The sequence below is a fragment of the Agrobacterium sp. 6Ca8 genome (genome assembly GCF_055382765.1).
Genome location: NZ_AP026433.1, coordinates 1,036,484 through 1,059,998, shown reverse-complemented (window position 1 = coordinate 1,059,998; position 23,515 = coordinate 1,036,484). Strand labels below are relative to the sequence as shown.

Annotated in this window: 23 protein-coding genes; 9 read left to right on the top strand and 14 right to left on the bottom strand. The window is 58.2% G+C overall.

The features are described 5' to 3' along the window. Nucleotides 1-20: 20 nt before the first annotated feature. The 4 genes from tsf to ACZ5A6_RS05270 form a co-directional block, all read right to left on the bottom strand. The gene (gene tsf, locus ACZ5A6_RS05285; RefSeq protein ID WP_003512838.1) at nucleotides 21-947 is read right to left on the bottom strand and encodes a translation elongation factor Ts; all 927 of its coding nucleotides are present in this window, start codon (nucleotides 945-947) and stop codon (nucleotides 21-23) included. Between the two features lie 362 nt (nucleotides 948-1,309). Then, entirely contained in the window at nucleotides 1,310-2,077 is a 768-nt protein-coding gene (rpsB, locus tag ACZ5A6_RS05280) for a 30S ribosomal protein S2 (protein WP_003512836.1), read from the bottom strand. Between the two features lie 6 nt (nucleotides 2,078-2,083). Further along, on the bottom strand, nucleotides 2,084-2,209 hold the full coding sequence (locus ACZ5A6_RS05275; protein ID WP_003512833.1) for a hypothetical protein: 126 nt from the start codon (nucleotides 2,207-2,209) through the stop codon (nucleotides 2,084-2,086). 61 nt (nucleotides 2,210-2,270) lie between these two features. After that, nucleotides 2,271-3,113, bottom strand: coding sequence for a cell envelope integrity EipB family protein (locus tag ACZ5A6_RS05270; protein WP_003512831.1), 843 nt, complete (start codon nucleotides 3,111-3,113; stop codon nucleotides 2,271-2,273). 116 nt (nucleotides 3,114-3,229) lie between these two features. On the opposite strand from ACZ5A6_RS05270, the gene ACZ5A6_RS05265 reads away from it, so the two are divergent. The 4 genes from ACZ5A6_RS05265 (at nucleotide 3,230) to ACZ5A6_RS05250 (ending at nucleotide 6,191) form a co-directional block, all read left to right on the top strand. Further along, the gene (locus tag ACZ5A6_RS05265; protein ID WP_003512829.1) at nucleotides 3,230-3,700 is read left to right on the top strand and encodes a RidA family protein; all 471 of its coding nucleotides are present in this window, start codon (nucleotides 3,230-3,232) and stop codon (nucleotides 3,698-3,700) included. Next, entirely contained in the window at nucleotides 3,697-4,437 is a 741-nt protein-coding gene (locus ACZ5A6_RS05260; RefSeq protein ID WP_097171864.1) for a glycerophosphodiester phosphodiesterase, read from the top strand. The genes ACZ5A6_RS05265 and ACZ5A6_RS05260 overlap by 4 nt, the downstream gene beginning before the upstream one ends. Beyond that, the gene (locus ACZ5A6_RS05255; RefSeq protein ID WP_174061429.1) at nucleotides 4,434-5,633 is read left to right on the top strand and encodes a GNAT family N-acetyltransferase; all 1,200 of its coding nucleotides are present in this window, start codon (nucleotides 4,434-4,436) and stop codon (nucleotides 5,631-5,633) included. Before ACZ5A6_RS05260 ends, ACZ5A6_RS05255 begins: the two co-directional genes overlap by 4 nt. A 126-nt stretch (nucleotides 5,634-5,759) precedes the next feature. Further along, nucleotides 5,760-6,191, top strand: coding sequence for an HIT family protein (locus tag ACZ5A6_RS05250; protein ID WP_019565530.1), 432 nt, complete (start codon nucleotides 5,760-5,762; stop codon nucleotides 6,189-6,191). A gap of 176 nt (nucleotides 6,192-6,367) precedes the next feature. Here ACZ5A6_RS05250 and ACZ5A6_RS05245 read toward each other — a convergent pair whose 3' ends face one another. Further along, nucleotides 6,368-7,219, bottom strand: coding sequence for an urea carboxylase-associated family protein (locus ACZ5A6_RS05245; RefSeq protein ID WP_174061430.1), 852 nt, complete (start codon nucleotides 7,217-7,219; stop codon nucleotides 6,368-6,370). Nucleotides 7,220-7,329: 110 nt separating this feature from the next. On the opposite strand from ACZ5A6_RS05245, the gene ACZ5A6_RS05240 reads away from it, so the two are divergent. Then, a complete protein-coding gene (locus ACZ5A6_RS05240) occupies nucleotides 7,330-8,220 on the top strand; it encodes a LysR family transcriptional regulator (protein ID WP_174061431.1) in 891 nt (296 codons plus the stop codon). Here ACZ5A6_RS05240 and ACZ5A6_RS05235 read toward each other — a convergent pair. The 8 genes from ACZ5A6_RS05235 to ACZ5A6_RS05200 all read right to left on the bottom strand — a co-directional run bounded on the left by ACZ5A6_RS05235 (nucleotide 8,199) and on the right by ACZ5A6_RS05200 (nucleotide 17,919). Then, complete coding sequence (locus ACZ5A6_RS05235; RefSeq protein ID WP_174061432.1) at nucleotides 8,199-9,149, bottom strand: phosphatase PAP2 family protein; 951 nt, start codon at nucleotides 9,147-9,149, stop codon at nucleotides 8,199-8,201. The genes ACZ5A6_RS05240 and ACZ5A6_RS05235 overlap by 22 nt on opposite strands. Nucleotides 9,150-9,426: 277 nt before the next feature. Then, entirely contained in the window at nucleotides 9,427-10,377 is a 951-nt protein-coding gene (locus ACZ5A6_RS05230) for a phosphatase PAP2 family protein (RefSeq protein WP_013636012.1), read from the bottom strand. A 68-nt stretch (nucleotides 10,378-10,445) separates the two neighbouring features. Continuing rightward, nucleotides 10,446-10,790, bottom strand: a complete 345-nt coding sequence (locus ACZ5A6_RS05225; protein WP_003512818.1) for an AzlD domain-containing protein — start codon at nucleotides 10,788-10,790, stop codon at nucleotides 10,446-10,448. Beyond that, nucleotides 10,787-11,545 (bottom strand): AzlC family ABC transporter permease, encoded by a 759-nt coding sequence (locus ACZ5A6_RS05220; protein ID WP_013636011.1) that lies wholly within the window; start codon nucleotides 11,543-11,545, stop codon nucleotides 10,787-10,789. The genes ACZ5A6_RS05225 and ACZ5A6_RS05220 overlap by 4 nt, the downstream gene beginning before the upstream one ends. A gap of 158 nt (nucleotides 11,546-11,703) precedes the next feature. Then, complete coding sequence (gene clpA, locus ACZ5A6_RS05215; RefSeq protein ID WP_013636010.1) at nucleotides 11,704-14,220, bottom strand: ATP-dependent Clp protease ATP-binding subunit ClpA; 2,517 nt, start codon at nucleotides 14,218-14,220, stop codon at nucleotides 11,704-11,706. Between the two features lie 10 nt (nucleotides 14,221-14,230). Beyond that, on the bottom strand, nucleotides 14,231-14,584 hold the full coding sequence (gene clpS, locus ACZ5A6_RS05210; RefSeq protein ID WP_003512812.1) for an ATP-dependent Clp protease adapter ClpS: 354 nt from the start codon (nucleotides 14,582-14,584) through the stop codon (nucleotides 14,231-14,233). 293 nt (nucleotides 14,585-14,877) lie between these two features. Further along, nucleotides 14,878-17,466, bottom strand: a complete 2,589-nt coding sequence (cckA, locus tag ACZ5A6_RS05205; RefSeq protein ID WP_019565521.1) for a cell cycle histidine kinase CckA — start codon at nucleotides 17,464-17,466, stop codon at nucleotides 14,878-14,880. A gap of 165 nt (nucleotides 17,467-17,631) precedes the next feature. Beyond that, complete coding sequence (locus tag ACZ5A6_RS05200) at nucleotides 17,632-17,919, bottom strand: hypothetical protein (RefSeq protein ID WP_003512806.1); 288 nt, start codon at nucleotides 17,917-17,919, stop codon at nucleotides 17,632-17,634. Between the two features lie 232 nt (nucleotides 17,920-18,151). Between ACZ5A6_RS05200 and ACZ5A6_RS05195 the strand changes: the two genes are divergently transcribed. Further along, the gene (locus ACZ5A6_RS05195; protein ID WP_174061433.1) at nucleotides 18,152-19,390 is read left to right on the top strand and encodes a flagellar biosynthetic protein FliO; all 1,239 of its coding nucleotides are present in this window, start codon (nucleotides 18,152-18,154) and stop codon (nucleotides 19,388-19,390) included. A 128-nt stretch (nucleotides 19,391-19,518) separates the two neighbouring features. Here ACZ5A6_RS05195 and dksA read toward each other — a convergent pair whose 3' ends face one another. Continuing rightward, the gene (gene dksA / locus ACZ5A6_RS05190; RefSeq protein ID WP_003512796.1) at nucleotides 19,519-19,938 is read right to left on the bottom strand and encodes an RNA polymerase-binding protein DksA; all 420 of its coding nucleotides are present in this window, start codon (nucleotides 19,936-19,938) and stop codon (nucleotides 19,519-19,521) included. Between the two features lie 301 nt (nucleotides 19,939-20,239). Between dksA and ACZ5A6_RS05185 the strand changes: the two genes are divergently transcribed. The 3 genes from ACZ5A6_RS05185 (at nucleotide 20,240) to ACZ5A6_RS05175 (ending at nucleotide 23,402) form a co-directional block, all read left to right on the top strand. Continuing rightward, nucleotides 20,240-20,716 (top strand): SixA phosphatase family protein, encoded by a 477-nt coding sequence (locus ACZ5A6_RS05185; RefSeq protein WP_464111075.1) that lies wholly within the window; start codon nucleotides 20,240-20,242, stop codon nucleotides 20,714-20,716. Between the two features lie 131 nt (nucleotides 20,717-20,847). Then, the gene (locus ACZ5A6_RS05180; protein WP_421611354.1) at nucleotides 20,848-22,326 is read left to right on the top strand and encodes a YcjX family GTP-binding protein; all 1,479 of its coding nucleotides are present in this window, start codon (nucleotides 20,848-20,850) and stop codon (nucleotides 22,324-22,326) included. Continuing rightward, nucleotides 22,323-23,402 carry a TIGR01620 family protein gene (locus ACZ5A6_RS05175; RefSeq protein WP_464111059.1) on the top strand — a complete coding sequence of 360 codons (1,080 nt, stop codon included), beginning with the start codon at nucleotides 22,323-22,325 and terminating at the stop codon, nucleotides 23,400-23,402. Before ACZ5A6_RS05180 ends, ACZ5A6_RS05175 begins: the two co-directional genes overlap by 4 nt. The last annotated feature ends 113 nt before the right edge of the window (nucleotides 23,403-23,515 follow it).

Here is a 23,515-nt window from a genome sequence, read left to right as displayed (position 1 = left end):
CCAAGATTGGGTAAATATAATCAGCCCTTGGCGACTGCAGCGACTTCTGCTGCGAAATCGCTTTCTTCCTTTTCGACGCCTTCGCCGAGCAGCAGGCGAACCATGCCCGTCACTTCGATGGCAGCACCGGCTTCCTTTTCAGCTTCCTTGACGGCAGCGCCGACAGTGATGTCGGGGTTGATGACGAAAGCCTGCGACAGAAGAGCGACTTCTTCGAAGAACTTGCGCATACGGCCATCAACCATCTTTTCGATGATGGCTTCCGGCTTGCCGGATTCACGGGCCTGCTCGATGAAGACGTTGCGTTCGCGCTCGGCCACGGCTGCGTCAACTTCCTCGGCGCGGATGGCGAGCGGGTTGGTTGCAGCAATGTGCATGGCGACCTGGCGGCCGATGGAGCTCAGAACGGCCTTGTCGCCAACCGACTTCAGGGCAACGAGAACGCCAAGCTTGCCGATGCCTTCGCCGGCAGCATTGTGGATGTAGGTCGCGACAACGCCGTGCTCGACTTCGAGTGCTGCCGAACGGCGCAGCGTCATGTTCTCGCCGATGGTGGCGATCGCGTCCTTGATGCTGTCGGAAACGGACTTGCCGGTTGCCGGATAGGTGGCGGCGCTGACGGCTTCAACGGTGCCGTCGGTGGAGAGCGCTACCTGGGCAATGCCGCGAATGAGATCCTGGAACGCGTCGTTGCGGGCAACGAAGTCGGTTTCGGAGTTGAGTTCGACAACAACAGCCTTGTGACCCATGGTGGCGACGCCGATCAGACCTTCGGCAGCCGTACGGCCAGACTTCTTGTCGGCCTTTGCGATGCCCTTGGCGCGCAGCCAGTCGATCGCCGCTTCCATGTCGCCATTGGTTTCAGCAAGAGCCTTCTTGCAGTCCATCATGCCTGCGCCGGATTTCTCGCGCAGTTCCTTCACCATTGCGGCTGTGATTTCGGTCATTGTTTGCCTCTTATCGGTTCGATCGGTCAGCCGGCTGAATTCGCCGTGCCGAAGTTCTGGGTGATGAGTGTACCCGGCCGCACACCCTTTGAAACCGGGACGATTTCAGGAAAGGGGCATGCGCATTCCCAAGTGCTGCGGCGTCTCCATACATCGAAACGATGGGTGCCGCTCAAGTGTGACAGCGTTATGAAGGCTGCCACCGGATTTCATCCGCATCAAAACGCCAGAGACTTCACCGAAGCCCCGACGGAGCGGTTTGAAACGAACAAGGCCGTCAACCCATTTAAGGTCTTTGACGGCCTTGTCATATCCTGGTCGAGGAGACGGCGACACGAAATCGCCGCCAGACAGGGCCTATATCAGGCGCCAGCCTCGTCTTCGAGCGCGGGCTCGATCGGAGCTTCTTCCGAAGCGCCGATGTCGCGGCCGGACGAACCCTGCTGACGCAGGATGCCGTCGATGGCGGCGCGGGCGATCAGGTCGCAATAGAGCGAGATGGCGCGCGATGCGTCGTCGTTACCCGGGATCGGGTAGTCGATGTGATCCGGATCGCAGTTGGAGTCGATGATCGCAACGACCGGAATGCCAAGACGCTTGGCTTCTTCGATCGCGATCTTTTCCTTGTTGGTGTCGATGATGAACATCAGGTCCGGAACGCCGCCCATATCGCGGATACCGCCGAGAGCCTTTTCAAGCTTTTCGCGTTCGCGTTCGAGGGTCAGACGCTCTTTCTTGGAATAGCCGGTGCCTTCCGAGTTCAGAATCTCGTCAACCTTGCGCAGACGCTGGATCGAGTTGGAGATCGTCTTCCAGTTGGTCATCATGCCGCCGAGCCAGCGGGAGTTGACGTAATACTGGGCCGAACGCTTTGCGCTGTCGGCGATGATTTCAGACGCCTGACGCTTGGTGCCGACGAACAGAACGCGGCCGCCACGAGCAACGGTGTCGGACACGACCTGAAGGGCGCGCGACAGCATCGGAACGGTCTGAGCCAGGTCGATGATGTGGATGTTGTTACGGTCGCCGAAGATGTACGGCTTCATCTTCGGGTTCCAGCGATGCGTCTGGTGACCAAAGTGAACACCAGCTTCCAGAAGCTGACGCATAGAAAAATCGGGCAATGCCATGCCTAGTTACTCCTTTTCCGGTTTAACCCCCGCGAAGCGAACAGCGCCGATTTTCATCGACACCACCGGGCGGAACGGACCGGATTTCTCCCGGAACATCCCAAGCTTCGCGTGTGGAATGGTGAGGCGCATACAGTCGCCTCAGATAAAAAGCAAGCATTTCTGCGAAAAAACCACGCAAACGGTCCGTCTTTTAGCGAACCGGCTTGTTTTCGCAGGTTTCCGGCTTGAGGATATCAAGCTTCGCGAGCTTGCCGGTCAGAACGAAATCGCCGTAATCCATCGTCAGATCGCGGGTGATTCCGTTATCGTAAAGCTTGAACGACATGCGGTAGATCGGCAGGGCGTCGGTGCCGGTCTTGTCGTTGTAATAAGCGATCGTCACCGGCCAGAACGCGGCTTTGCCGAATTCGCCCGCCTTGCCAGCCTCGGCATCGCCGTCCTTCGGCATCTGCGCCTTGCCGACCAGCGTGGAAGTGATCAGGCTTTCATCGCCGTCATCCGAGCCGTCGAAAATACGGGATTCGAAGATGCGCTTTCCCTGCTTGGCGTTTTCAATGACCTGAAACATGTGCTCGGTCGGAAATTCGCTGGCCACGAGATCGATCTGACGGGGGTCCGGGCGGGTCAGATCAACCTTCACACCCTCTTTGTTGTCGATTGCAGCGCCCTGCACTTCCTTGTCCAGCTTGTCGTCGGTGTAGGACTTGGTCTCGAAGGTGAACTTCTTGGCCGCCAGGTCCTCGAAGGTCGTCGTCTGCTGGTCGGTCATGCGGACCGCGTCGCCGGTGTTGATCTGTGTCACGAAACGGAAATCCGTCTTGTAACCCTGACAGGCAGAGCCGGTGAATTCATAGACCATGCGGCCCGTCATGCCCTCGATACCGGAACGATCCGTCGCGTCCTTGAGTTCGAGATCGTAGACGGCGCGATGGGCGATGAGGTCCGGAACCGTGACGGGCAAGGCATTGGCACCGTTCGACAGGCCGGTCATGAGCCCTGTGGCGGCAACGAAACCAAGCGTCCTGACAAACATTCAATATCTCCTGTTGGACTCGCTGCTCATATTGTACAAGCAACCGCCCGGCTTTTGGATCAACATCTTCTGAATGCCGGATTCTTGAAGGATTTACAACAAAACCGGAGACGAAAATGTCTGATGTCATCGAAGGCCGCCTCAAGGAACTGGGCTTTACTCTTCCCGTGGCGGCAGCACCTGCCGCAAACTACGTTCCGTTCACCATCAGCGGCAATCTTCTTTATGTATCGGGTCAACTGCCGATGGAATCAGGCAAGATTGCGGTGACGGGCCTCGTTGGCCGCGATGTTGATGTTGCAACCGCCCAGCGCGCCGCCGAATTGTGCGCCGTCAACATTCTCGCACAGGTCAAGGCTGCCTTGAACGGCGACCTCTCGAAAATCCGTCGTATCCTCAAGCTGAACGGCTTCGTTGCCTCGGTTCCGGAGTTCGTTGAACAGCATCTCGTCATTAACGGCGCCTCCAATCTCCTCGCCAACGTTCTGGGTGATGCCGGCAAGCACGCCCGCGCCGCCGTCGGCATGGCCTGCCTGCCCTTCAATGCCGCCGTCGAGATCGACGCGATCGTGGAAATCGACGTATGACCCTTAAACTTTCCTGGCTTACCGCCCAGCCCGTCGCCCATCGCGGTTATCATGACCTGAACAAGGTGGTCTGGGAAAACACGCTATCCGCATTTTCGCGCGCCATCGACGCTGGTTTTGCCATCGAATGCGACGTGCAGCTGGCCGCCGATAGCGTGCCGGTGATTTTTCACGACGACGACATGGCCCGGCTGACGGGTATCAAGGGCGACGTGCGCGAACATACCGCCAGTGAATTATCTCTGCTTTCGGTCGGTCAGACCAAGGACCGCATACCGACGCTGAAACAGCTTCTGACGCTATGCGCCGGCAAGGTGCCGCTGGTGATCGAACTGAAAGGACGTCAGGGCGAAGGCGTCGATGACGGGTTTGCCGAAGCGGTGCTGGAAGATCTTGAGGGCTACAAGGGCCAGGTGGCTCTGATGAGCTTCGACCATCACCTCCTCAGAGACCTGAAGGCTGCAGGTTCGCCCTGGCCGCTCGGCCTTACCGCCGAAGGCGCCAAGCCGGAAGACTTCTTCAAACACGACGAGGCGATGCAGATCGGTGTTGATTTCATCTCCTATCATTGGGGTCATTTGCCCAATAGTTTCATCGAGGCGCAAAGAAAACTTGGGCTTCCCGTGATTACCTGGACTGTCAGGGATGAAAATGCGCGCGAGACTACCTATAAGTATGCGGACCAGATGACATTCGAAGGTTTCGACCCGAGAGAGAACCCCTCCGCCACGGCATGACAGAAGACTATTCCATACGCGTTGCGCAATCCCTGAGGGATATCGATCCGGACAGCTGGAAACGGCTTTCCGGAACATCACGCAATGTGTCAGGAAAACCGTACAATCCTTTCATTTCCCACGCATTTCTATCCTCGATGGAAGATTCCGGATCGGCCACTGCCAAGACCGGATGGCTTGGGCACCATCTGCTTCTCGAAAACGGGTCGGGCGAACTTGTCGGAGCCGTTCCGGCCTATCTGAAGAACCACAGCAAGGGCGAATATGTCTTCGACCATGGCTGGGCGGATGCCTTTGAGCGAGCCGGCGGCCATTATTATCCGAAGCTGCAATGTTCGGTGCCGTTTACGCCGGCGAGCGGGCCGCGGCTGCTGGTATCCGAAACCGAAGACGAGACGCGCTTCAAACCGCTTCTGGCATCCGGCCTTGTCCAGGTGACGGAAAAGATCGGCGTTTCTTCCGCTCATGTCACGTTTCTGGAAGACGCCGACCTATCCGCGCTTCTGCCCCGGGACTTCCTGCACAGGACCGATCAGCAGTTCCACTTCATCAATGACGGCTATCGCGATCACAACGATTTTCTTGATGCCCTTTCATCGCGCAAGCGCAAGGGGCTGAAAAAAGAACGTCGGGCAGCGCTGGAAAACGGCATCGAGATCGACTGGTTGACCGGAAGCGACCTGACAGAGGAGATCTGGGACCAGTTCTTCGCCTTCTACATGGATACCGGCAGCCGCAAATGGGGACGGCCCTATCTGACGCGGGAATTCTATTCGCTGATCGGCGAGCGCATGCCTGATGACGTTCTGCTGGTCATGGCCAGACGCGAGGGACGCTATATCGCCGGTGCAATCAATTTCATTGGCTCGGATGCGCTTTACGGCCGACACTGGGGCTGTATCGAGGACCATCCCTTCCTGCATTTCGAGGTCTGTTACCATCAGGCGATCGATTTCGCGCTGTCGAAGGGTTTGAAGCGGGTGGAGGCGGGTGCGCAGGGCGAGCACAAGCTGGCGCGCGGTTATGTGCCGGTCACCACCCATTCAGCGCATTTCATCGTCCATCCGGGTCTGCGCCGCGCGATTGCCGATTATCTTCAGCGCGAGCGTGAAGAGGTCGAACATATTGGCGACTATCTGGAAGACCACACGCCCTTCCGCAAGGGTGAGCGACAGGAACACGAGCCGGATGCATAAAGCTGTCGCGATCTTTCAGATTCGCTGCCTACGCTTTATGCCTTTGTTTCGTTGCATGTCGTTATCGCAAAACCGCTACACGCTTTTACGCGACATGCTTTAGTCCGTTACGAGGAGAGATCACCGATGACCGCCAGCGCCTATGATGACAACAATATCTTCGCGAAAATCCTGCGCGGCGAAATTCCGAGCCACAAGCTCTATGAAGACGAGCATACGCTGGCTTTCATGGATGTGATGCCGCAGGCACCCGGCCATCTTCTGGTCGTTCCGAAAACCGGCTCGCGCAATCTGCTCGATGCCGACCCGCAAGTACTGGCAAAGACCATTGCCGTAGTGCAGAAACTGGCAGTCGCAGCAAAGGAAGCCTTCGACGCTGATGGCGTCTTTATCGCCCAGTTCAACGAACCGGCAGCCGGCCAGACCGTGTTCCACCTGCATTTCCACGTTATTCCGCGCAAGGAGGGCGAACCGCTGAAGCCACATTCCGGCGCTATGGCCGATGGCGAAGTGCTGAAGGCCCATGCGGAAAAGATAAAGGCAGCGCTTGCCTCGTGATGTTTGCCAAGACGCCCACGCGTTTGGCAGAATGGCGGCATCCGCACACCGTCACCCCGGAGCTTATCCGGGGTGCGGCGCGATCCAGTCCTTGATCGCGCGATATTCCTCTCGGCGCAGACGCGCCTTGGCTGGTTGCCGGATCTGGTCCGGCATGACGACCGTGGTGTTTATCATCATTCCACGGGACGATAGGCATTCCTCTCCGGCCAGGGCCAGCCTTCAAGCACCGCCATATCAGGCCGGAATATCTCCACCTTCAGGGGATAGCACGGGACCGCGTCGCTCGAATGGCTGGCACCACAATCGCCGCCGGGGCAAGCGGAGAGCGCGCCGATGAGATCGATTTCCGCGAAGAGTTCCAGATAGTCGCCCGGCCGCACCGGGCTTGCCTTCATGAAATACTGATGCGTATCGCGGGTGAAACCCGTGCACATGAAGACGTTCAGAACATCGTGTACATGCGGTTCCGCCTCGCCGAATGACAGGCCTTTGGCCGTGGCGAGCGCATTGGTGAGGTTCGAATGGCAGCAATGGTGATAGTCGCCGCCGCTCAACAGCTTGTTGGTGTAGGGATCGCACCGGGTGCCGATCACATCATGCACGCCACCGCCATCTTCATCCCAGCCATACCATGACAGAGTATCATGGGTGATGGTCGCCATCGGCCGCAGGGACGGCAGATTGCTCCACAGGCGGTTGCCTACGGAAACATGGGTCGCATGCAGGGCGCGGGTTTTGCCGCTGAAAAAGCGCTCCGTCAGATCATGGGCATTCCAGAGGTTCAAATCCCCCACCTGTGGGCCTTCGGTGCTGACGATGCGGAAAAAGTGTCCCTTCGGAACATTGAAAGTGCCGCCCTCTCGCGGTGGCACGATGACTTCGTCTATCTTCACCATGGCTTTTTTAGCCTGTTCAAGACGCGCCAAATCCGGTGTCTGAAGTGTGCCGTTCGGATAAACGACGACGGGACGGACGGCGCGGCGCGCGGCGGCATCAATGGGTTCGGCGGCGGACACGGGGGTCATGAAATCCTCGGATGGATGAAAATGCGACGCGAAATTGCGGCATGAATGGCGTGATGACAAGACGGGTTTTTCTTGCGCTCAGACCAAGTCTGACTTAGCCTCGCAGCATCATGAAACTGCCACCGCTCGCCACCCTCCGCGCGTTTGAAGCTGCGGCCAGAAGGACAAGTTTTTCCCTGGCCGCGCAGGAACTCGGCATGACGGCGACGGCCGTAAGCCAGCATGTGCGCAATCTGGAAACATGGCTCGGCGCGCCGCTTTTCGAGCGCCATGCGAGAGGCGTGAGACTGACGCCAGCGGGTCAGGAATTCGGCATGACGGTTTCGTCCGGCTTGGGGCAGATCGCTTCCGGTGCGGAACGGATCAGCCGGGGCCGCGACCGCATCACCGTTCGTCTGGCCAGCCTGCCTTCGGTGGTGGCGCATTTTCTGACACCCCGCCTGCCCCGTTTCCGCGCGCTCTATCCAGACATACAGGTGTCAATCAGCTATTCCGGCAGGAATGAGACCACGCAGCCCGATCTCAGCATCACCCACGGCCCACGCCCTGCGCAAAAAGCTGTAGCACTTTTCAGCGCGGAAACACGCCCGACATGTGCGCCCGCTTACGCCAGCCAGTCCGGCCCCTTCGACGATGTCTCAAGCCTGCGGCGGGCTGAATTGCTGCATGACGCCACCGAGACGGCATGGCGGGACTGGCTGGCGACTGCTGGCCTATCCCTGTTCCAGGGCACTGGCCCAATCTTTGCCGACTTCAATCTGCTCGTGACCGCTCTCAAGGCGGGACACGGCATCGGCCTTTGCCCGACAGCGCTTCTTCGCGACGAAATCGCCGACGGTCAGTTGACCGTGCTTTTCGATCGGGCGGCCGATGCGGACAAATATTACTGGTTGATTGAAGCAGAAGAGATGACCGCGTCAGCCCGGCTCCTATCTGATTGGCTGGTTGCTGAGGCCCGCGAGAGCGGAAACCGAAGCAATTACTCTGCTGCGACAACTTGAGTCGAAGCGCGAGCCTTCTCTCCGTTTCTTTCCCTTACCGAAAGCCACTTGAGCAGCCAGGCTGAAGCTGCACAGACGATCGCAAACGCGACGAGACCGCCGAAAATATCAGACAGATGATGACCGCCTTGAACGAGAACAGCGGGCAACATCAAGATATTGATCGGCAAGATCACCGCCATCACCAACCAGTGACGTGGAACGAACCAGACGGACATCGCCGCCATTAAGATATGAAACGAAGGGAAACCGATTAGCCCCAGCACGTTTTTGGGCGAAAGGTGAACAACCCCTTCCGTTATCAGGCGGTTCAACTCCTGCCCGTACGCATTATCAACAGCCAAGGGGATGGTCTGAGAAACCCATTGCGGCAGTTGCACATAGGCGGATGGTCCAAATGACGGGAAAAATATCCAGAAGATTATACTTGCAAAAGCGCCCAGCACTCCCGTCACAAGGAAGTGGTGCAACATCCGCTCCTTGCCTGTAAAACCAAGCGTAATAACGATCACCAGAAGCTGCGGCAACGACGTCGCATAAACGAAAAACAGGATCGTTCCGATCCACGGATGTGTCGCCGCCCAAGTGACGATGCCCATCCAACTATAACCGAAGGCTGCATCCACACGGAAAAGCACATGATCGATTGCTGGGAACGCGACAGGCAGGAACATGTAGTTAAAGACGGACGCGACAAGCGTAAAAAGAATGAACAGTCCGCCTGCGATTAGCGCGGCAGCTATGCGAAGATCACGCCCGCTTTTGCGATAGAACTGACCGAGAATAAAAACGCCGGCGCCCATCGATCCGCATAATAAATATCCGGCGTAGTCAACCCCGATGCCTTTGACAGCGATCAGTACCGTATCGATAACGAATAAGATGGTGATAAAGCCAAGTACAAAACGCTCTGCCGCAAAGAGTCGCATGGAATAGCCGCCCCGGTTCCAATCGACGGGACAGTAGGGCATTTAGCTTAATATTCATATAAGGAAAGTATTATAAACAACCCACCGGCCGGGAGCCATATCGGCGCGGCCACGCCGGCGATAAAGCGATTGCCGGTCGCCAGGAATGCGATGAAACCGAATCTCGCCGCTCCGATGTGCAGCCACAGTAGCGATGCCTCCACGAGATGACCACATCGCCCCGGCTTCTGTCGGACCGGCTTGTTGCGGAGGCGCGCGAGTACGAAAACCGGGGCGATTATTCCGCCGCGAAGACTTGGGCAGGAACTGCTGCCGCCTTGCCGGCCCGTTCCTTTGCCGACAGCCAGTTGAGCAGACGGCTCGAGGCTGCGCAAACGATAACAAAAGCGAAGAGGCCGCCAAAAATATCCGAGAGATGATGTCCGCCCTGAACGAGAACGGCAGGCAGCATCAAAAGATTTAGCGGCAAAATCACCGCCATCACCAGCCAGTGACGCGGAACGAACCAGACGGACATCGCCGCCATGAAGATGTGAAACGACGGGAAACCGATCAATCCCAACACGTTTTTAGGGGTGAGATAGCTTACGCCTTCCTGCCCCAATCGCATCAGTTCCTGTCCATAGGCAGGATCGACCGCCATTGGAATTGTCTCGGTGACCCATTGCGGCAGATCCAGATAGGCTTTAGCGCCGTAAGTTGGAAAAAATATCCAAAAAACGATGCTGGCGAGAGCGCCAAGCACCCCCGTTACCAGAAAATGGTGCAGCATCCGATCCTTGCCGGTAAAACCCAGCATGATGACGATCAACAGCAGTTGCGGCAGCGACGTCGCATAGACAAAAAACAAGGTTTTGCCGATCCACGGTTGGGTAGCAGCCCAGATGACAACATCCCGCCAGTTATAGCCGAGCGCGGCATCCACGCTCAACAACAGGGGATCGATCGCCGGAAACTGAACCGGCAGGAACATGTAGTTAAACACAGAGCCCGCCAGCGAAAAAAGGATGAACAGCCCAGCGGAAACAAGTGCAGCCGCTATGCGAAGATCACGCTCGCTTATCCGGTAGAACTGGCCAAGAAGAAAAACCCCGGTACCCGCCACCAGGCACAGAGAATATCCGGTATAGTCAACCTCAATGCCCTTCGTCATAATCAATGCAACATCGACAATAAATAAGATAAAAATTACATTCAGTACAAAACGTTCTGCTATAAATAACTTCATAGAATTTACCCCAGACCCCTTCAGCAGAAAGCTAGGTCATTGGCCTTAATATTCGGATAAGACGAGTACTAAAAGCCAAGCACAAATAACCCGGCTGCCAAAAGTGCGATAGGCACGGCTACGCCGACAATGACGCGTTGGCCGGCGGCCAGGAACGCTGTGAAACCGAGTGCTGCCGCGCCGATGCGTAGCCATAGCGGTGAAGCTTCAAGCGTTCCGGTTGGAAAGACGATCAGCTTGGCGGTGACGGCCATCACGAGCGCGGTGGCGACTGCCCTCACCCAGTATAGCGCCTCGGAATCCTCCTTCAGCCGGTTGCCGGCGAGCACGCCGAGCCAGCGCCAGAGATCGGTCGCCAGCCAGCCGGCAATGGCGATGAAGAGGTAGGGCGCCCACCACTGTTCGGTCATCATGGTTCGCTCTCCGGTGAGACGGGAATGATCTTTCGACGAAAGACAAAACGGTCGATCAGATAAGCCACCGTGCCGCCACCGATCCCGGCATAGAGAATGTCGAATTCCGGCGCGATTACCGCAAAGACCGGCCCCGCGATCACACCGATAATGAAGGCGACCTTGACGACGGAATGGCGGGCGGTCGCCCAGATCGACGCTATGAAATAGACAGGCGTCAGAAAAAACAGCACGCCTGCGACAAGCGGTGGAAAAGCCGCGACGACGCCGTAACAAAGGCCGACAATGATAGCGTTGACGACGGTAAGGGTAATGCCGAAACCGGCAAACCACGCAGCCCGTGCTTCGCGCGGTATTTTGGAAAGGTTTTGCGTGGCGAAGACCCAGGCGGTGATCGCCACGAAGTGGGAGAGGAACAACAAAATCCATGTCGGCGTTTTTGCGCCACGCATCTCCGGAACGATGGAGGCAACCATGGGCATCATTCGCACCGATGACAGCGTCACCGCCAGAAAACACGCGGCAAGATTGGCGCCGCCGACCATCGAGCCGATCAGGATCATCTTGGCCGGCAAAGCCCAGATAACCAGCGTCATAAACACCGCTTCGCCACGTTGAACGCCCGACTCCAGCGCGAAGGCGCTGAAACCGACGAAGGATGTCATGAGAATAAGCGAGGGCAGCGAGAATATGCCCCGCATTCCCCTGAAAAACCAGCCGCGCAGGGGGATGGTATCGCTGTCTGCTGATTGCATTGCTGGTCCACTAATGCATGTCGTCCGAAAGTGCGCAGCGGTTTCGGAATGATGAGAAAAATAAAGCGCGCTTCACGAATCCGGTAAAATGCGACGCGCTTCAGGCATGAAAATGCCGGGCTTTCGCCCGGCACCGTTTGTCGGTCGGAAGACCGTTATCATTTCTTCTTCGGCACCTTCGGCACCGTATTCGCCTTGCGGCGCGGCTTGCTCTCCTCGTCGGGCTTGCTCGCCTCGGCAACCAGAACATCCGCTTCCTCATTGGCAATCGCTGCCTTCGAGGCGGGCTTCGCCTTGGCCTTAGACGCCTTGCCCGGAGACTTGGCAGCATTGAGCTCTGCTTCCGGCTTCGGCTTTACCGGCGCTGTTTCCGGCAGAACCTCGAGCTTGAGGCCGTCGGAACCATCGTCCTTCTTGCCGACGGTGACGCTGACGACACCGCCCTTCTTGAGCTTGCCAAAGAGGATTTCGTTGGCGAGCGGCTTCTTGATGTGTTCCTGGATCACGCGCGACAGCGGGCGAGCGCCCATCTTTTCGTCGTAACCCTTTTCTGCCAGCCAGGAGATCGCGTCTTCGTGCAGATCGAAGGTGACATTCCGCTCGGAGAGCTGGGTCTCGAGCTGCATGACGAACTTCTGTACCACCTTGTGGATAACGGCAGTCGGCAGCGGCGAGAACGGAATGATCGCATCCAGACGGTTGCGGAATTCCGGTGTGAACAGGCGGTTGATCGCCTCTTCATCCTCGCCCGTACGTCGCGAAGAACCGAAACCGATGGCCGATTTCGCCATTTCGGAAGCACCCGCATTGGTCGTCATGATGAGAATGACGTTGCGGAAGTCGATCTTCTTGCCGTTATGGTCGGTCAGCGAGCCATGGTCCATTACCTGCAACAGGATGTTGTAGATGTCCGGATGGGCCTTCTCGATCTCGTCCAGCAACACCACGGAATGCGGATGCTGATCGACGCCATCGGTCAAGAGACCGCCCTGATCGAAGCCGACATAACCGGGAGGTGCACCGAGCAGACGCGAAACGGTATGGCGCTCCATATATTCCGACATGTCGAACCGCAGCATCTCGACACCGAGTGAGGCGGCGAGCTGCTTGGCCACTTCGGTCTTGCCCACGCCGGTCGGGCCGGAGAAGACATATGAGCCGATCGGCTTGTTCGGTTCGCGCAAACCGGCGCGTGCCAGCTTGATGGCGGTGGCCAGCGCCTCGATGGCGATGTCCTGACCATAAACGACCGAGCGCAGTTCCTTTTCGAGGTTGGCGAGAACCATCTCGTCATCCTTGGAAACGGTCTTCGGGGGAATGCGGGCCATTGTCGCGATGGTTGCTTCGATTTCCCGTTCCGTGATCAGCTTGCGACGCTTGGACGCCGGCAGCAACATCTGCGCCGCACCGGTTTCGTCGATTACGTCGATCGCCTTGTCCGGCAGCTTGCGGTCGGAAATGTAGCGGGCCGACAATTCGACCGCAGCCTTGATCGCTTCGTTGGAATATCTGAGGTGATGATAATCCTCGAAGTAAGGCTTCAGGCCTTTCATGATCGCGATAGCATCATCGATCGACGGCTCGTTGACGTCGATCTTCTGGAAGCGACGCACCAGCGCGCGGTCCTTTTCGAAGAACTGGCGATATTCCTTGTAGGTGGTCGAACCGATGCAGCGGATCGCGCCTGACGAGAGCGCCGGCTTCAATAGGTTCGATGCATCCATTGCGCCGCCAGACGTTGCACCCGCACCGATGACGGTGTGGATTTCGTCGATAAACAGGACTGCGCCGGGATATTCCTCGAGCTCCTTGACGACCTGCTTCAGGCGTTCCTCAAAATCACCACGATAGCGGGTTCCGGCCAGAAGCGTGCCCATGTCGAGCGAGAAGATCGTATCATTAGCCAGCGCTTCAGGCACCTTGCCTTCAACGATACGCTTGGCCAAACCTTCGGCGATCGCCGTCTTGCCCACGCCCGGATCGCCCACATACAGCGGGTTGTTCTTGGAGCGGCGGCAGAGGATCTGGATGGTGCGGTTGACTTCCTCATGACGGCCGATCAACGGGTCGATCTTGCCGTTTTTCGCCTTTTCATTGAGGTTGACGCAATAGGCCTTCAGCGCATCCTGCTGTTTCTTGGCGGATGAGCCTTCTTCCTCGGGATTGCTGCGTGCAGCCTTGGGGTCGGCCTCCGGCTCGTCTGCGCCACGCGGAGCGCGGGTCTGCGACGTGCCCGGACGCTTGCCGATTCCGTGGGAGATATAATTGACCGCATCGTAACGGGTCATTTCCTGCTCCTGCAGGAAATAGGCAGCGTGGCTTTCGCGCTCGGCGAAAATGGCCACAAGCACGTTTGCTCCTGTCACTTCCTCGCGGCCGGACGACTGAACATGAATGACAGCCCGCTGGATAACCCGCTGGAAGCCAGATGTGGGCTTGGAATCCTCGTCATAACCGGTCACTAGGTTGGTCAGTTCGTTGTCGACATAATCGCTGACAGTCTTGCGCAGCGCATCGAGATCGACATTACAGGCGCCCATCACGGCAGCGGCATCCGCGTCGTCGATCAGCGCCAGAAGGAGATGTTCCAGCGTCGCATATTCGTGGTGACGCTCATTTGCAAAGGTCAGTGCCTGGTGCAGCGCCTTCTCGAGACTTGGGGAAAAAGTTGGCACGTTGCGATCCTCATTTCTTTTCCATGACGCATTGCAGCGGATGCTGGTGCTGTCGGGCGAAATCCATGACCTGGCTTACTTTCGTCTCTGCGACCTCATATGTAAACACCCCACATTCTCCTACGCCGTGCTGGTGCACGTGCAGCATGATGCGGGTCGCCGCTTCGCGATCCTTCTGGAAAAAACGCTCCAGAATATGAATGACGAACTCCATTGGAGTGTAATCGTCATTCAGTAAAAGAACACGGTACAAATTCGGTCTTTTCGTCTTTGGCTTGACGCGGGTTATAACGGACGTTCCGCGGTTCGTGCCGCCGTCTTCCCCGTCGCCCTCGCCCTGCATGTAGATCGGCTCAGCGATCATCTTTCATCATTCTCCAAACCGTTCTCAAACCGGCAGTCATCACCAGGAGGGAGAACTTCGCCTCTACATATCTAGGTCGTTAAGATCGGATTTTAAGCCCCCTGTGAAACGGTGCAATCACTATTGCGTTTGCGAAGAGGCAAACCTTGGGAAAAACAGGGGGCTTGCCATAGCACTGCGGGAAAGCGCGGTGCTATCCGCCTTTCCTGACCTGGTTTCAGCCTTGACGCCAAGCGCCTGCAAGGGAATCGCGAGCAACAGCGGACCTAATCTCACGCCCGCGCCATCCACCGTCATTCCTTGTTGTCGAGCATTTCGCGAACGGCGATCGCCAGCTGTTTCAGCGAGAAGGGTTTTGGCAGGAAGCCGAACTTGGCATCCGCCGGAAGGTTTTTCGCAAACGCGTCCTCGGCATAACCAGAAACGAAGATGAATTTCAGGTCGGGATAGGATTTGCGCAATTCCCTCAGGAGTGAAGGTCCGTCCATCTCCGGCATGACGACGTCCGACACGACGATATCGACCTTGCCTTCCAGCTCGTCCATCACTTCCAGCGCCTCGACACCCGAACCCGCCTCATGAACGGTGTAACCACGGGTTTCCAGCATGCGCTTGCCGCCGCGCCGCACTGCCTCCTCGTCCTCCACCAGAAGGACGACGGCGGAGTTGCCGGTCAGATCCAGCGGCTCTTCCTTCACCGGTTCGGGCAGAGCCACAGGGGCGAGTGCCGCTTCACCGGGCTGCTGGCCCGGAACGTGCACCACTTCCACCACGTGACGCGGCAAATAGATGCGGAACGCAGTGCCTTTGCCCACTTCCGATTCGGGATAGATGTAACCGCCGGACTGCTTCACGATGCCATAGACCATCGACAGGCCGAGACCGGTGCCCTTGCCGACATCCTTGGTGGTGAAGAACGGCTCGAAGATTTTGTCCATGATCTCCGGCGGAATGCCGGTTCCGTTATCGGCGACTTCCACCATGACCATGTCTTCCGCCGGGACTTCCGGCCGACCGAGCGCTGCGGCTTCATCCGCATCCACATTGCGCGTGCGGATGGTGATCTTGCCGCCATCGGGCATGGCATCGCGCGCGTTGACGCAAAGATTGATCAGCACCTGCTCAAATTGCGACAGGTCGGTCTTCACCGGCCAGAGATCGCGGCCGTAATCCACTTCCAACTTGACATTGGTGCCGGAAATCAACCGGTCTACCAGCATGCGCAGGTCGCCGATAACGTCGGTCAGGTTGAGGATCGCCGGGCGCATCGTCTGTTTGCGCGAGAAAGCGAGAAGCTGTCGCACCAGCACCGCCGCGCGGTTGGCGTTGCGCTTGATCTCCATCAGGTCGGCGAAGCTCGGGTCTGCGGGCCGGGCCTGCAACAGCAGATGGTCTGATGACAACAGGATCGCAGTTAGCACATTGTTGAAATCGTGGGCAATGCCGCCTGCCAGCGTGCCGACGGCGTTCATCTTCTGCGTCTGCGCCATCTGGGTTTCGAGCGCCTTCTGCTCCGTCACCTCGATCGCATAAACGATTGCCACCTCTTCGGGCGCCTCGTCGTCCTGATCGATGACGGCATTGACGTAGAAACGGAAATGGCGGCCCTCGTCGCTCGGATGGCGGGAATCGAACGGGGCGATATCGCCCTGCCGGTCCTTCGCCTCGGCCAGCGCCTGCTCAAGCCTGGGTTTCTCATTGTCGTGGATGATGGCTTCGAGGGCAACACCGCGATCAATATCGTCACGCCCGACGACGCCGGAGAATAGCTTGAGGAATGGCGCGTTGATACGAAGAATGCGGCCTTCGCCGTCGAGCGAGGCAATCGCCATCGGCGTGTTGTTGAAGAAACGCGTGAAGCGCATGGCGGACGAGGATTCCGTATCCTCCTGCCCTTTCGGACGCATCAGAACAATCGTCCGGCTTTCGCCGGGCGCGCCGTCCTTCGAGGTAACCTGATGCACGAGGCGGGCCGGCATGCTCTGGCCGTTGACCCGGCGCATGTCGAGATCGAGAATCTCGGTGCGCTTGGCTGAACCCTGGGGATGGACGGATTCGATCAGCGCCATACCCTCGCCGGCGACGATGTCCGACACAGTCATTGAACCGGGCGAAAATTGCGCAAGATCGATGCCGAGCCATTCGGACAGGGTGGCGTTCAGATAAACAATCTCACCCTTGCGACCTGCGGAAAAGAAACCGGCCGGCGCGTGGTCGAGATAATCGATGGCGTTCTGCAATTCGCGGAAGAAGCGTTCCTGATCTTCCCGCTCAGGCGTGATATCGGCAATCTGGAAGACGTGCAGCGCCTCGCCGCCCGCATCCTTCAGCACCCGACCTTTCAGTCGGTACCAGTGCGGCCCGCCGGAAGTGGCCTCCCCGAGCGGCTTGAGCAGACGGAACTCCTCGTAACCGTCACGCCCCTCCCGCAAAACATTGATGAGGCGATAGAGCGCCTCGGTCGATTCCCGGCTGCGCGAGAGCAGCGTCTCCAGGCTCTGGATATCGCTCGCCTTCGTGGTGCCGCTCATCCGGCAATAGGTGGCGTTGGCGTAGACCATATGCCCCTTGGCATCGGTAATCAGTGTGCCGTCCGGGTGTGCCGACAGGAAACGGCGGGCCAGCCCGTCCGATTGCGACTGCGGCATGACCTCGATGAAACCGATGATCGACGACACCAGAAAAAAGATACCCATCATCGCTAGCACGCCGAGAATGCCGAGCACGATTTCGTTTTCCAGCGAATCCTTGAAATAGACGAAAGCAGCAGCGGCAGCGATGAGCACCAGCGCCAGCAGCAGAATCCGCAAAACCGTGCCGGAACGGGCACGCCTGTCCACCAGCGGAAGGTCGTTGTCGCTTGTCTCGCGCACCCGTGTCATCTTGGCCTCGCAGTCCTGCAGGTCGTCATTCGGTCAGCCCTATTTCCTCGACGGAATCGGGCAGTAGAATTTCTTGTAGCAACTCGCTTGACCGTCAAAAAGCTCCGCTGCACCACAAAGGCTTAAAATCGCACAGAGAAACGGCCCTAAAGAGGCGCAAATGCCTCAGAAGCCTATTTTGCGGCTGCAGGTCAGCGCTTTAACCTGGCATTGAATGCGCGGCGCGGAGCATACGATATTGCCATCCGCTAGCGTGCAAACCGAGCATCCATCCGTGAAATCGATACAGGATGGATTGTCTCTTACGAACTCAATCATGTTCGCAGGATTTTCGGACGCCTTGTCATCCGCCGTCGCGGCCTGAGCGGGAAAAACAAATCCCGGCAATCCAAATAAAACAACAAAAATAAAAACTCTTACCGGAAACCCGTCAACGAGCAATTTCGCAAGCATTTACAATCGCTCCTTCGAAGAGAGAATTGCAACCTTCATTGCTCCCCGGCATTGAAGGGAAAGATATGACGCTTGGGTGGCGCCCGGCCGGCTGATGAGACGATCCTATGAAGTGATCCTGGGGACGAAATGAATAAACCTTGTATCACGCTTAAAAAAATCGTCTTTTCCTGCTTGGCGTTCACATTATAAGAACCACGGCAATATTAATTGCACGAAAAAATCTGAAGGGATGATCTCCATGATGGAAGATTTTATCGGCACCTATGGAAACAATCTCATCGTCGCCGTCGTCGGTGTCGGTCTCGCCCTGCTTGTTCTGGCAATTGTTCTCTGGATACTGCGCAGGCGCGGCGGGGCGGCCCCGTTTATCCGTGGCGGTCGCAACCGGCAGCCGCGCTTACAGGTTCTCGATGCGACGGCGGTTGACGCCCGGCGCCGTCTGGTGCTGGTGCGCCGCGACAATGTCGAGCATCTTGTCATGATTGGCGGTCCAACCGATATCGTCATCGAGAGTGGTATCGGCGCGATCCCAATCGTCAGGGAAGTACGCGAACCGCAGGAAGCGGAACTCAAGGCGCTGCCGCGTCAGGACAGCGAACCTAAAAGGGCTGAACCGCCGATCCCTCGCGAAAGCCGCCAAGCTTTGCCACAGCAGCCAATCGCAGCGGCATCTCCAGCCTCCTTGCCGGAAGAACCCGTAAAGCAGCCGCAGCGGCCGGAACCGCCCGCCCCGGCTGCTCGTGCAGCACTCACCCCTGCACCGGCCGCATCTCTGCCACCACGTCCGTCTACGCCGCCGCAACCGGTATCCACGCCCATGACGGCACGCGAGCCCGTTGCACCGATAAGACCTGCCGCCCCGGAAAGGGATGCTACCCGTCCTGCGCCACCACCGGCATCGGTCATTGCGGCACCGGCCGCCGCTGTTCTACCTCTCGCCGCCGCATCGCTCGACATGCCCGCCGAGCGACCGGAACAGCGTCGCCCTGATCCCTTCGCGCCGGCTCCTCTACCCTCGGCGCCGCCCGCACCGCCTGTCCAGGCAACGGTTCCTGAAGAACGGCCGACGGTTGTTGCCCCGCCGGTTTTTGCCGCGCGCGAACCGGTCATCGACCAAACGAATGCCGCAGATTTTCTGGATGCCGCGCGCGAGCGCGTTCTACCCGGCCTGAAACCGGGGCAAGATGCGCCAGCGCCCTTTGCGCCAAAGCCTGAAAATCCGCCCGTCGTCTCCGCTAACGCCGAGCCGAAATTCTCCGATGACCTTGCCAGCGATTTCGAAAGCTTTCTTGAGGCGGAGATCGCCAAGAGCAAGGATGCGGATAGCGAACAGGCAGTCTCCGCTGCTGCGGAAAAGCCAAAAACCGAACCCGTCTCGCCGCCTGTTACCGGTGCAACGCCGGATGGCGACATGCAGAAGGAAATGGCGCGTATTTTCGGCGAACTTTCCGTTACCCGCGACCGCTGACAGGTTCACATCTGTCGGCGGACAGACATTCAAAACAAAAAAAGGGCGCGGAAACAAATCCGTGCCCTTTGTCATTTTGGTTCTGTTCATTGGCCGGCTCGCCGAAGCGCCCGGAGCAACGCTGCGCCTTATTCGTCGCGGTAGACTTTTTCACGACGCTCGTGACGTTCCTGCGCCTCGATGGACAGGGTCGCTATCGGTCGTGCGTCGAGGCGCTTGAGGCCAATAGGCTCACCCGTTTCTTCACAGTAACCGTAAGTGCCGTCATCAATCCGCTGAAGGGCAGAGTCGATCTTGGAGATCAACTTGCGCTGGCGGTCACGGGCGCGAAGTTCGATCGCCCGGTCAGTTTCCGAAGATGCCCGATCGGCTAGGTCGGGATGGTTGGCGCTTTCTTCGGCGAGATGTCCGAGGGTCTCGCGCGCTTCTCTCAGGATGTCGTTTCTCCAGGCCACCAGCTTCGCGCGGAAGTAGGCACGCTGGTTTGCATTCATGAACTCGTCGTCTTCCGAGAGCACATATTTGCTAAGATCGATCTTCTCACTCAACGCGATTCTCCTCGAAGAACATCTCAATGCGGCGGTGTATACTCCAATGATATAGGCTGATTCAAGTCTACAGATCAGTTTTCAGGCATTTTTAAAACTGACACAAAAATCATCTAAATGACTAATTTTTATCCTTTATTCGTATTCAAGCGATCTCTTCTTAAATCACTTAAACGCGACTTACCAACAGGAAAGAGGACTTGCGGTCATGCAACCCTATCCTGTAGCATTCCTCCATTGCCTCCCAATCGAACGTCGGTCCCCGCCCTTGACAGCATCTTCTCCGAGCCGAGTGTATCTTTTGCGCCACGCCAAGGCCGCCTGGGCGGCACCGGGAGAACGCGATTTCGACCGGGGATTGAACGAGGCCGGTTTTGCCGAGGCGGAGATCATCGCCGACCTTGCCGCAGACCGGCGCTACCGCCCGGACGTGCTCTTGTCTTCCACGGCCACGCGCTGCCGGCAGACCACGCAGGCCTGGCAGCGGGCCTTCAACGAGGGCATCGACATCGTCTATATCGACGAAATGTACAATGCGCGCAGCGAAACCTATCTTTCTCTCATCGCCGCGCAAACGGACGCACAGTCCGTGATGCTGGTCGGGCACAACCCCACAATGGAGGCGACGCTGGAGGCGATGATTGGCGAGGACCTGCTGCATGCCGCCCTGCCCTCCGGTTTTCCGACATCCGGTCTTGCGGTTCTCGATCACGACGACAGTGCCGGGAATGGTAAAAATCGCTGGCGGCTGATCGATTTTCTCTCGCCCGGCAAATAGCCGCAGCAGCGTGCGACCAATGCGTTGCCGAAGCCGGACCCGTTGAAAATCCATTGGCGCGCTTCTTTTTTGGGCAACCGCCCCTTCCTATATTGCAGCTGTAACCGTGAAAAATAGCTGGGAAACTGCCATTGCCGCCTTCTCTTACGTCCCTGACAGACAGTGCGCTCATCGCATTCGACAATCTGGCCGACCGTGCGAGCACCCTTACAAATCCGACATTGCGGCTTGGCGTCACCGGTCTTTCGCGGGCGGGCAAGACGGTTTTCATCTCCTCGCTCGTCCACAATCTTCTGAATGGCGGTCGTCTGCCGCTGTTTGAGGCCATGCGTTCCGGGCGCGTCTCGAATGTGCGTCTGGAGCCGCAACCGGACGATGCCATTCCCCGGTTTCAGTATGAGGACCATATTCAGGCTCTGGTACGCGACAGGCTCTGGCCGGATTCGACACGGGCAATCTCTGAACTGCGGATCACGCTCGACTACCAGAGCGCCAGCGGTTGGGGCCGTTGGTTTTCCGCAGGTAAGCTCTCCATCGATATCGTCGATTATCCCGGCGAATGGCTGCTCGACCTGCCGCTGCTTTCGCGGGACTACAAGAGCTTCAGCGACAGCACCGTCGCGCTGGCGCAAAATGGCATCCGCGCCGAACTCGCGCAGGAATGGTTGGCAATAGCCTCCTCGCTCGACATCAATGCGCCCGCCGACGAGATGACGGCGCGACGCCTCGCGGAAAGCTTCGCCGCCTATCTGAAGGCCTGCAAATCCGACGAGCGGTCGCTCTCCACCTTGCCGCCGGGCCGTCTGCTGATGCCGGGGGATCTCGAAGGATCACCGGCGCTGACCTTTGCGCCCCTGCCGGGCCTGACAGACGACAAGGCACCTAAGGGGTCGCTGCGCGCCATGATGGAGCGGCGCTACGACGCCTACAAGGCAATCGTGGTGAAACCCTTCTTCCGCGAACATTTCGCCCGCCTCGACCGGCAGATCGTGCTGATCGACACTCTTCAGGCGGTCAATCGCGGCCCGGAGGCGGTGCAGGATCTGGAACGGGCGCTGGGCGATGTTCTCGCCTGTTTCCGCCCTGGCACCAACAGTCTTTTGTCATCACTGCTGGGCCGGCGTATCGACAAGGTGTTGATTGCCGCTACAAAGGCCGACCACCTGCATCATGAAAGCCACGACCGGCTGGAACGGCTAACCCGCCGTCTGGTGGACCGCGCCATCACCACCATCGGTATGAATGGTGCCGGCATCGAGGTCATGGCACTGGCTTCCGTGCGCGCTACGCGGGAAGCAAGCGTGAGACAGGACGGTCACGAGCTTCCGGTCATCGTCGGCACGCCGATGGCGGGTGAAACCATCAACGGCGAGATATTTGACGGCAACCGTAAGACGGCGATCTTTCCCGGCGACCTGCCCGAAGATCCGGAGCCGCTTTTCCGCAGCATCGACAGGGATGGCGACAAGGCGACGTTGCCGGACGTCAATGTCGTGCGGTTCCGCCCGCCCAATATCGATGAACCGGGCAGCGGCGGCATCCGGCTTTCCGTTCCCCACATAAGGCTCGACCGCGCCATGCAGTTCCTGTTTGGAGACAAGCTCGCATGAAGGCTCCCACACCAAACGATCCGCAGGCACGCCGCCCGGCGGCGTTCACGCTCGAAACCGAAGAAAAGGCAAGCGCAACCGTCGCGCAAAAACGCGCACCGCGCAGCTTCGACACCGAGATTTCCCTGACGCCCGATGAGGATGATCCATTTTTAGCACCTGAAGAGACGAATGCCGCCGCATTGCCGGTGGCCGTGCCGAAGAAAAGCCGCTTCTCCTTCGGCAAGCTCGCGCTTGGTGCACTCGGCGTGCTGTTCTCGCTGGCCTTCGGGCTCTGGGCGGATCAGCTTATCCGCAATCTCTTTTCCCGCTCCGACTGGCTGGGTTACACGGCGAGCATTGCGCTCCTTGTTGCGCTTTTTGCCGTCCTCGTTCTGGTCGGGCGAGAAGTGTTCGGCATCATGAGGCTCAACGCCGTTCAATCGCTGAAAGCCGATGCGGAGACGGCCAGCCTCGACAAGAGCCCGAAACCCGCCCGCGCCATCGTTACCCGCCTCAATGCAGTTCTCTCCCACCGCGCCGAAACGGCCAAGGGGCGCGCCGCACTCAAGGACACCGAAGACGACGTGATCGACGGGCCGCATCTGATTGAGCTTGCCGAACGCGAATTGCTGGTGCCGCTCGACCGGCAGGCCCGCGCGCTGATCCTCAACTCCTCCAAACGCGTCTCCGTCGTTACCGCCGTCAGCCCACGCGCCGTGGTCGATCTCGCTTATGTGCTGTTCGAGGTGACAAGGCTGGTGCGCGCCATGGCGGAACTTTACGGCGGCCGACCGGGCACGCTCGGCATGCTCAGGCTTTTGCGTGACGTCGTCGCCCATCTCGCGGTCACAGGTTCGATCGCCGTCGGTGATGGGCTTGCCCAGCAGGTTCTCGGTCACGGGCTTGCCTCAAAACTCTCCGCACGCCTGGGTGAAGGTGTCATCAACGGTCTGATGACGGCGCGAATCGGCATTGCGGCGATGGATCTGTGCCGCCCGCTACCCTTCAAGGCGGTAAAGCGACCCGGCATAGGTGATTTCATGTCTGACCTCACGCCCGATCTTGGTGGCGGAAAAACCGGTCAAAAAGCCTGATCAGCCGGACTTGTACGGCTCAAAAGGTTACGGACGAAGCTGTAAATAAAGCCGAAATAAACCAAGCATTAACCATTCCGCCGGTAGATTGCCGCTTATCGAACAGGCTTCTT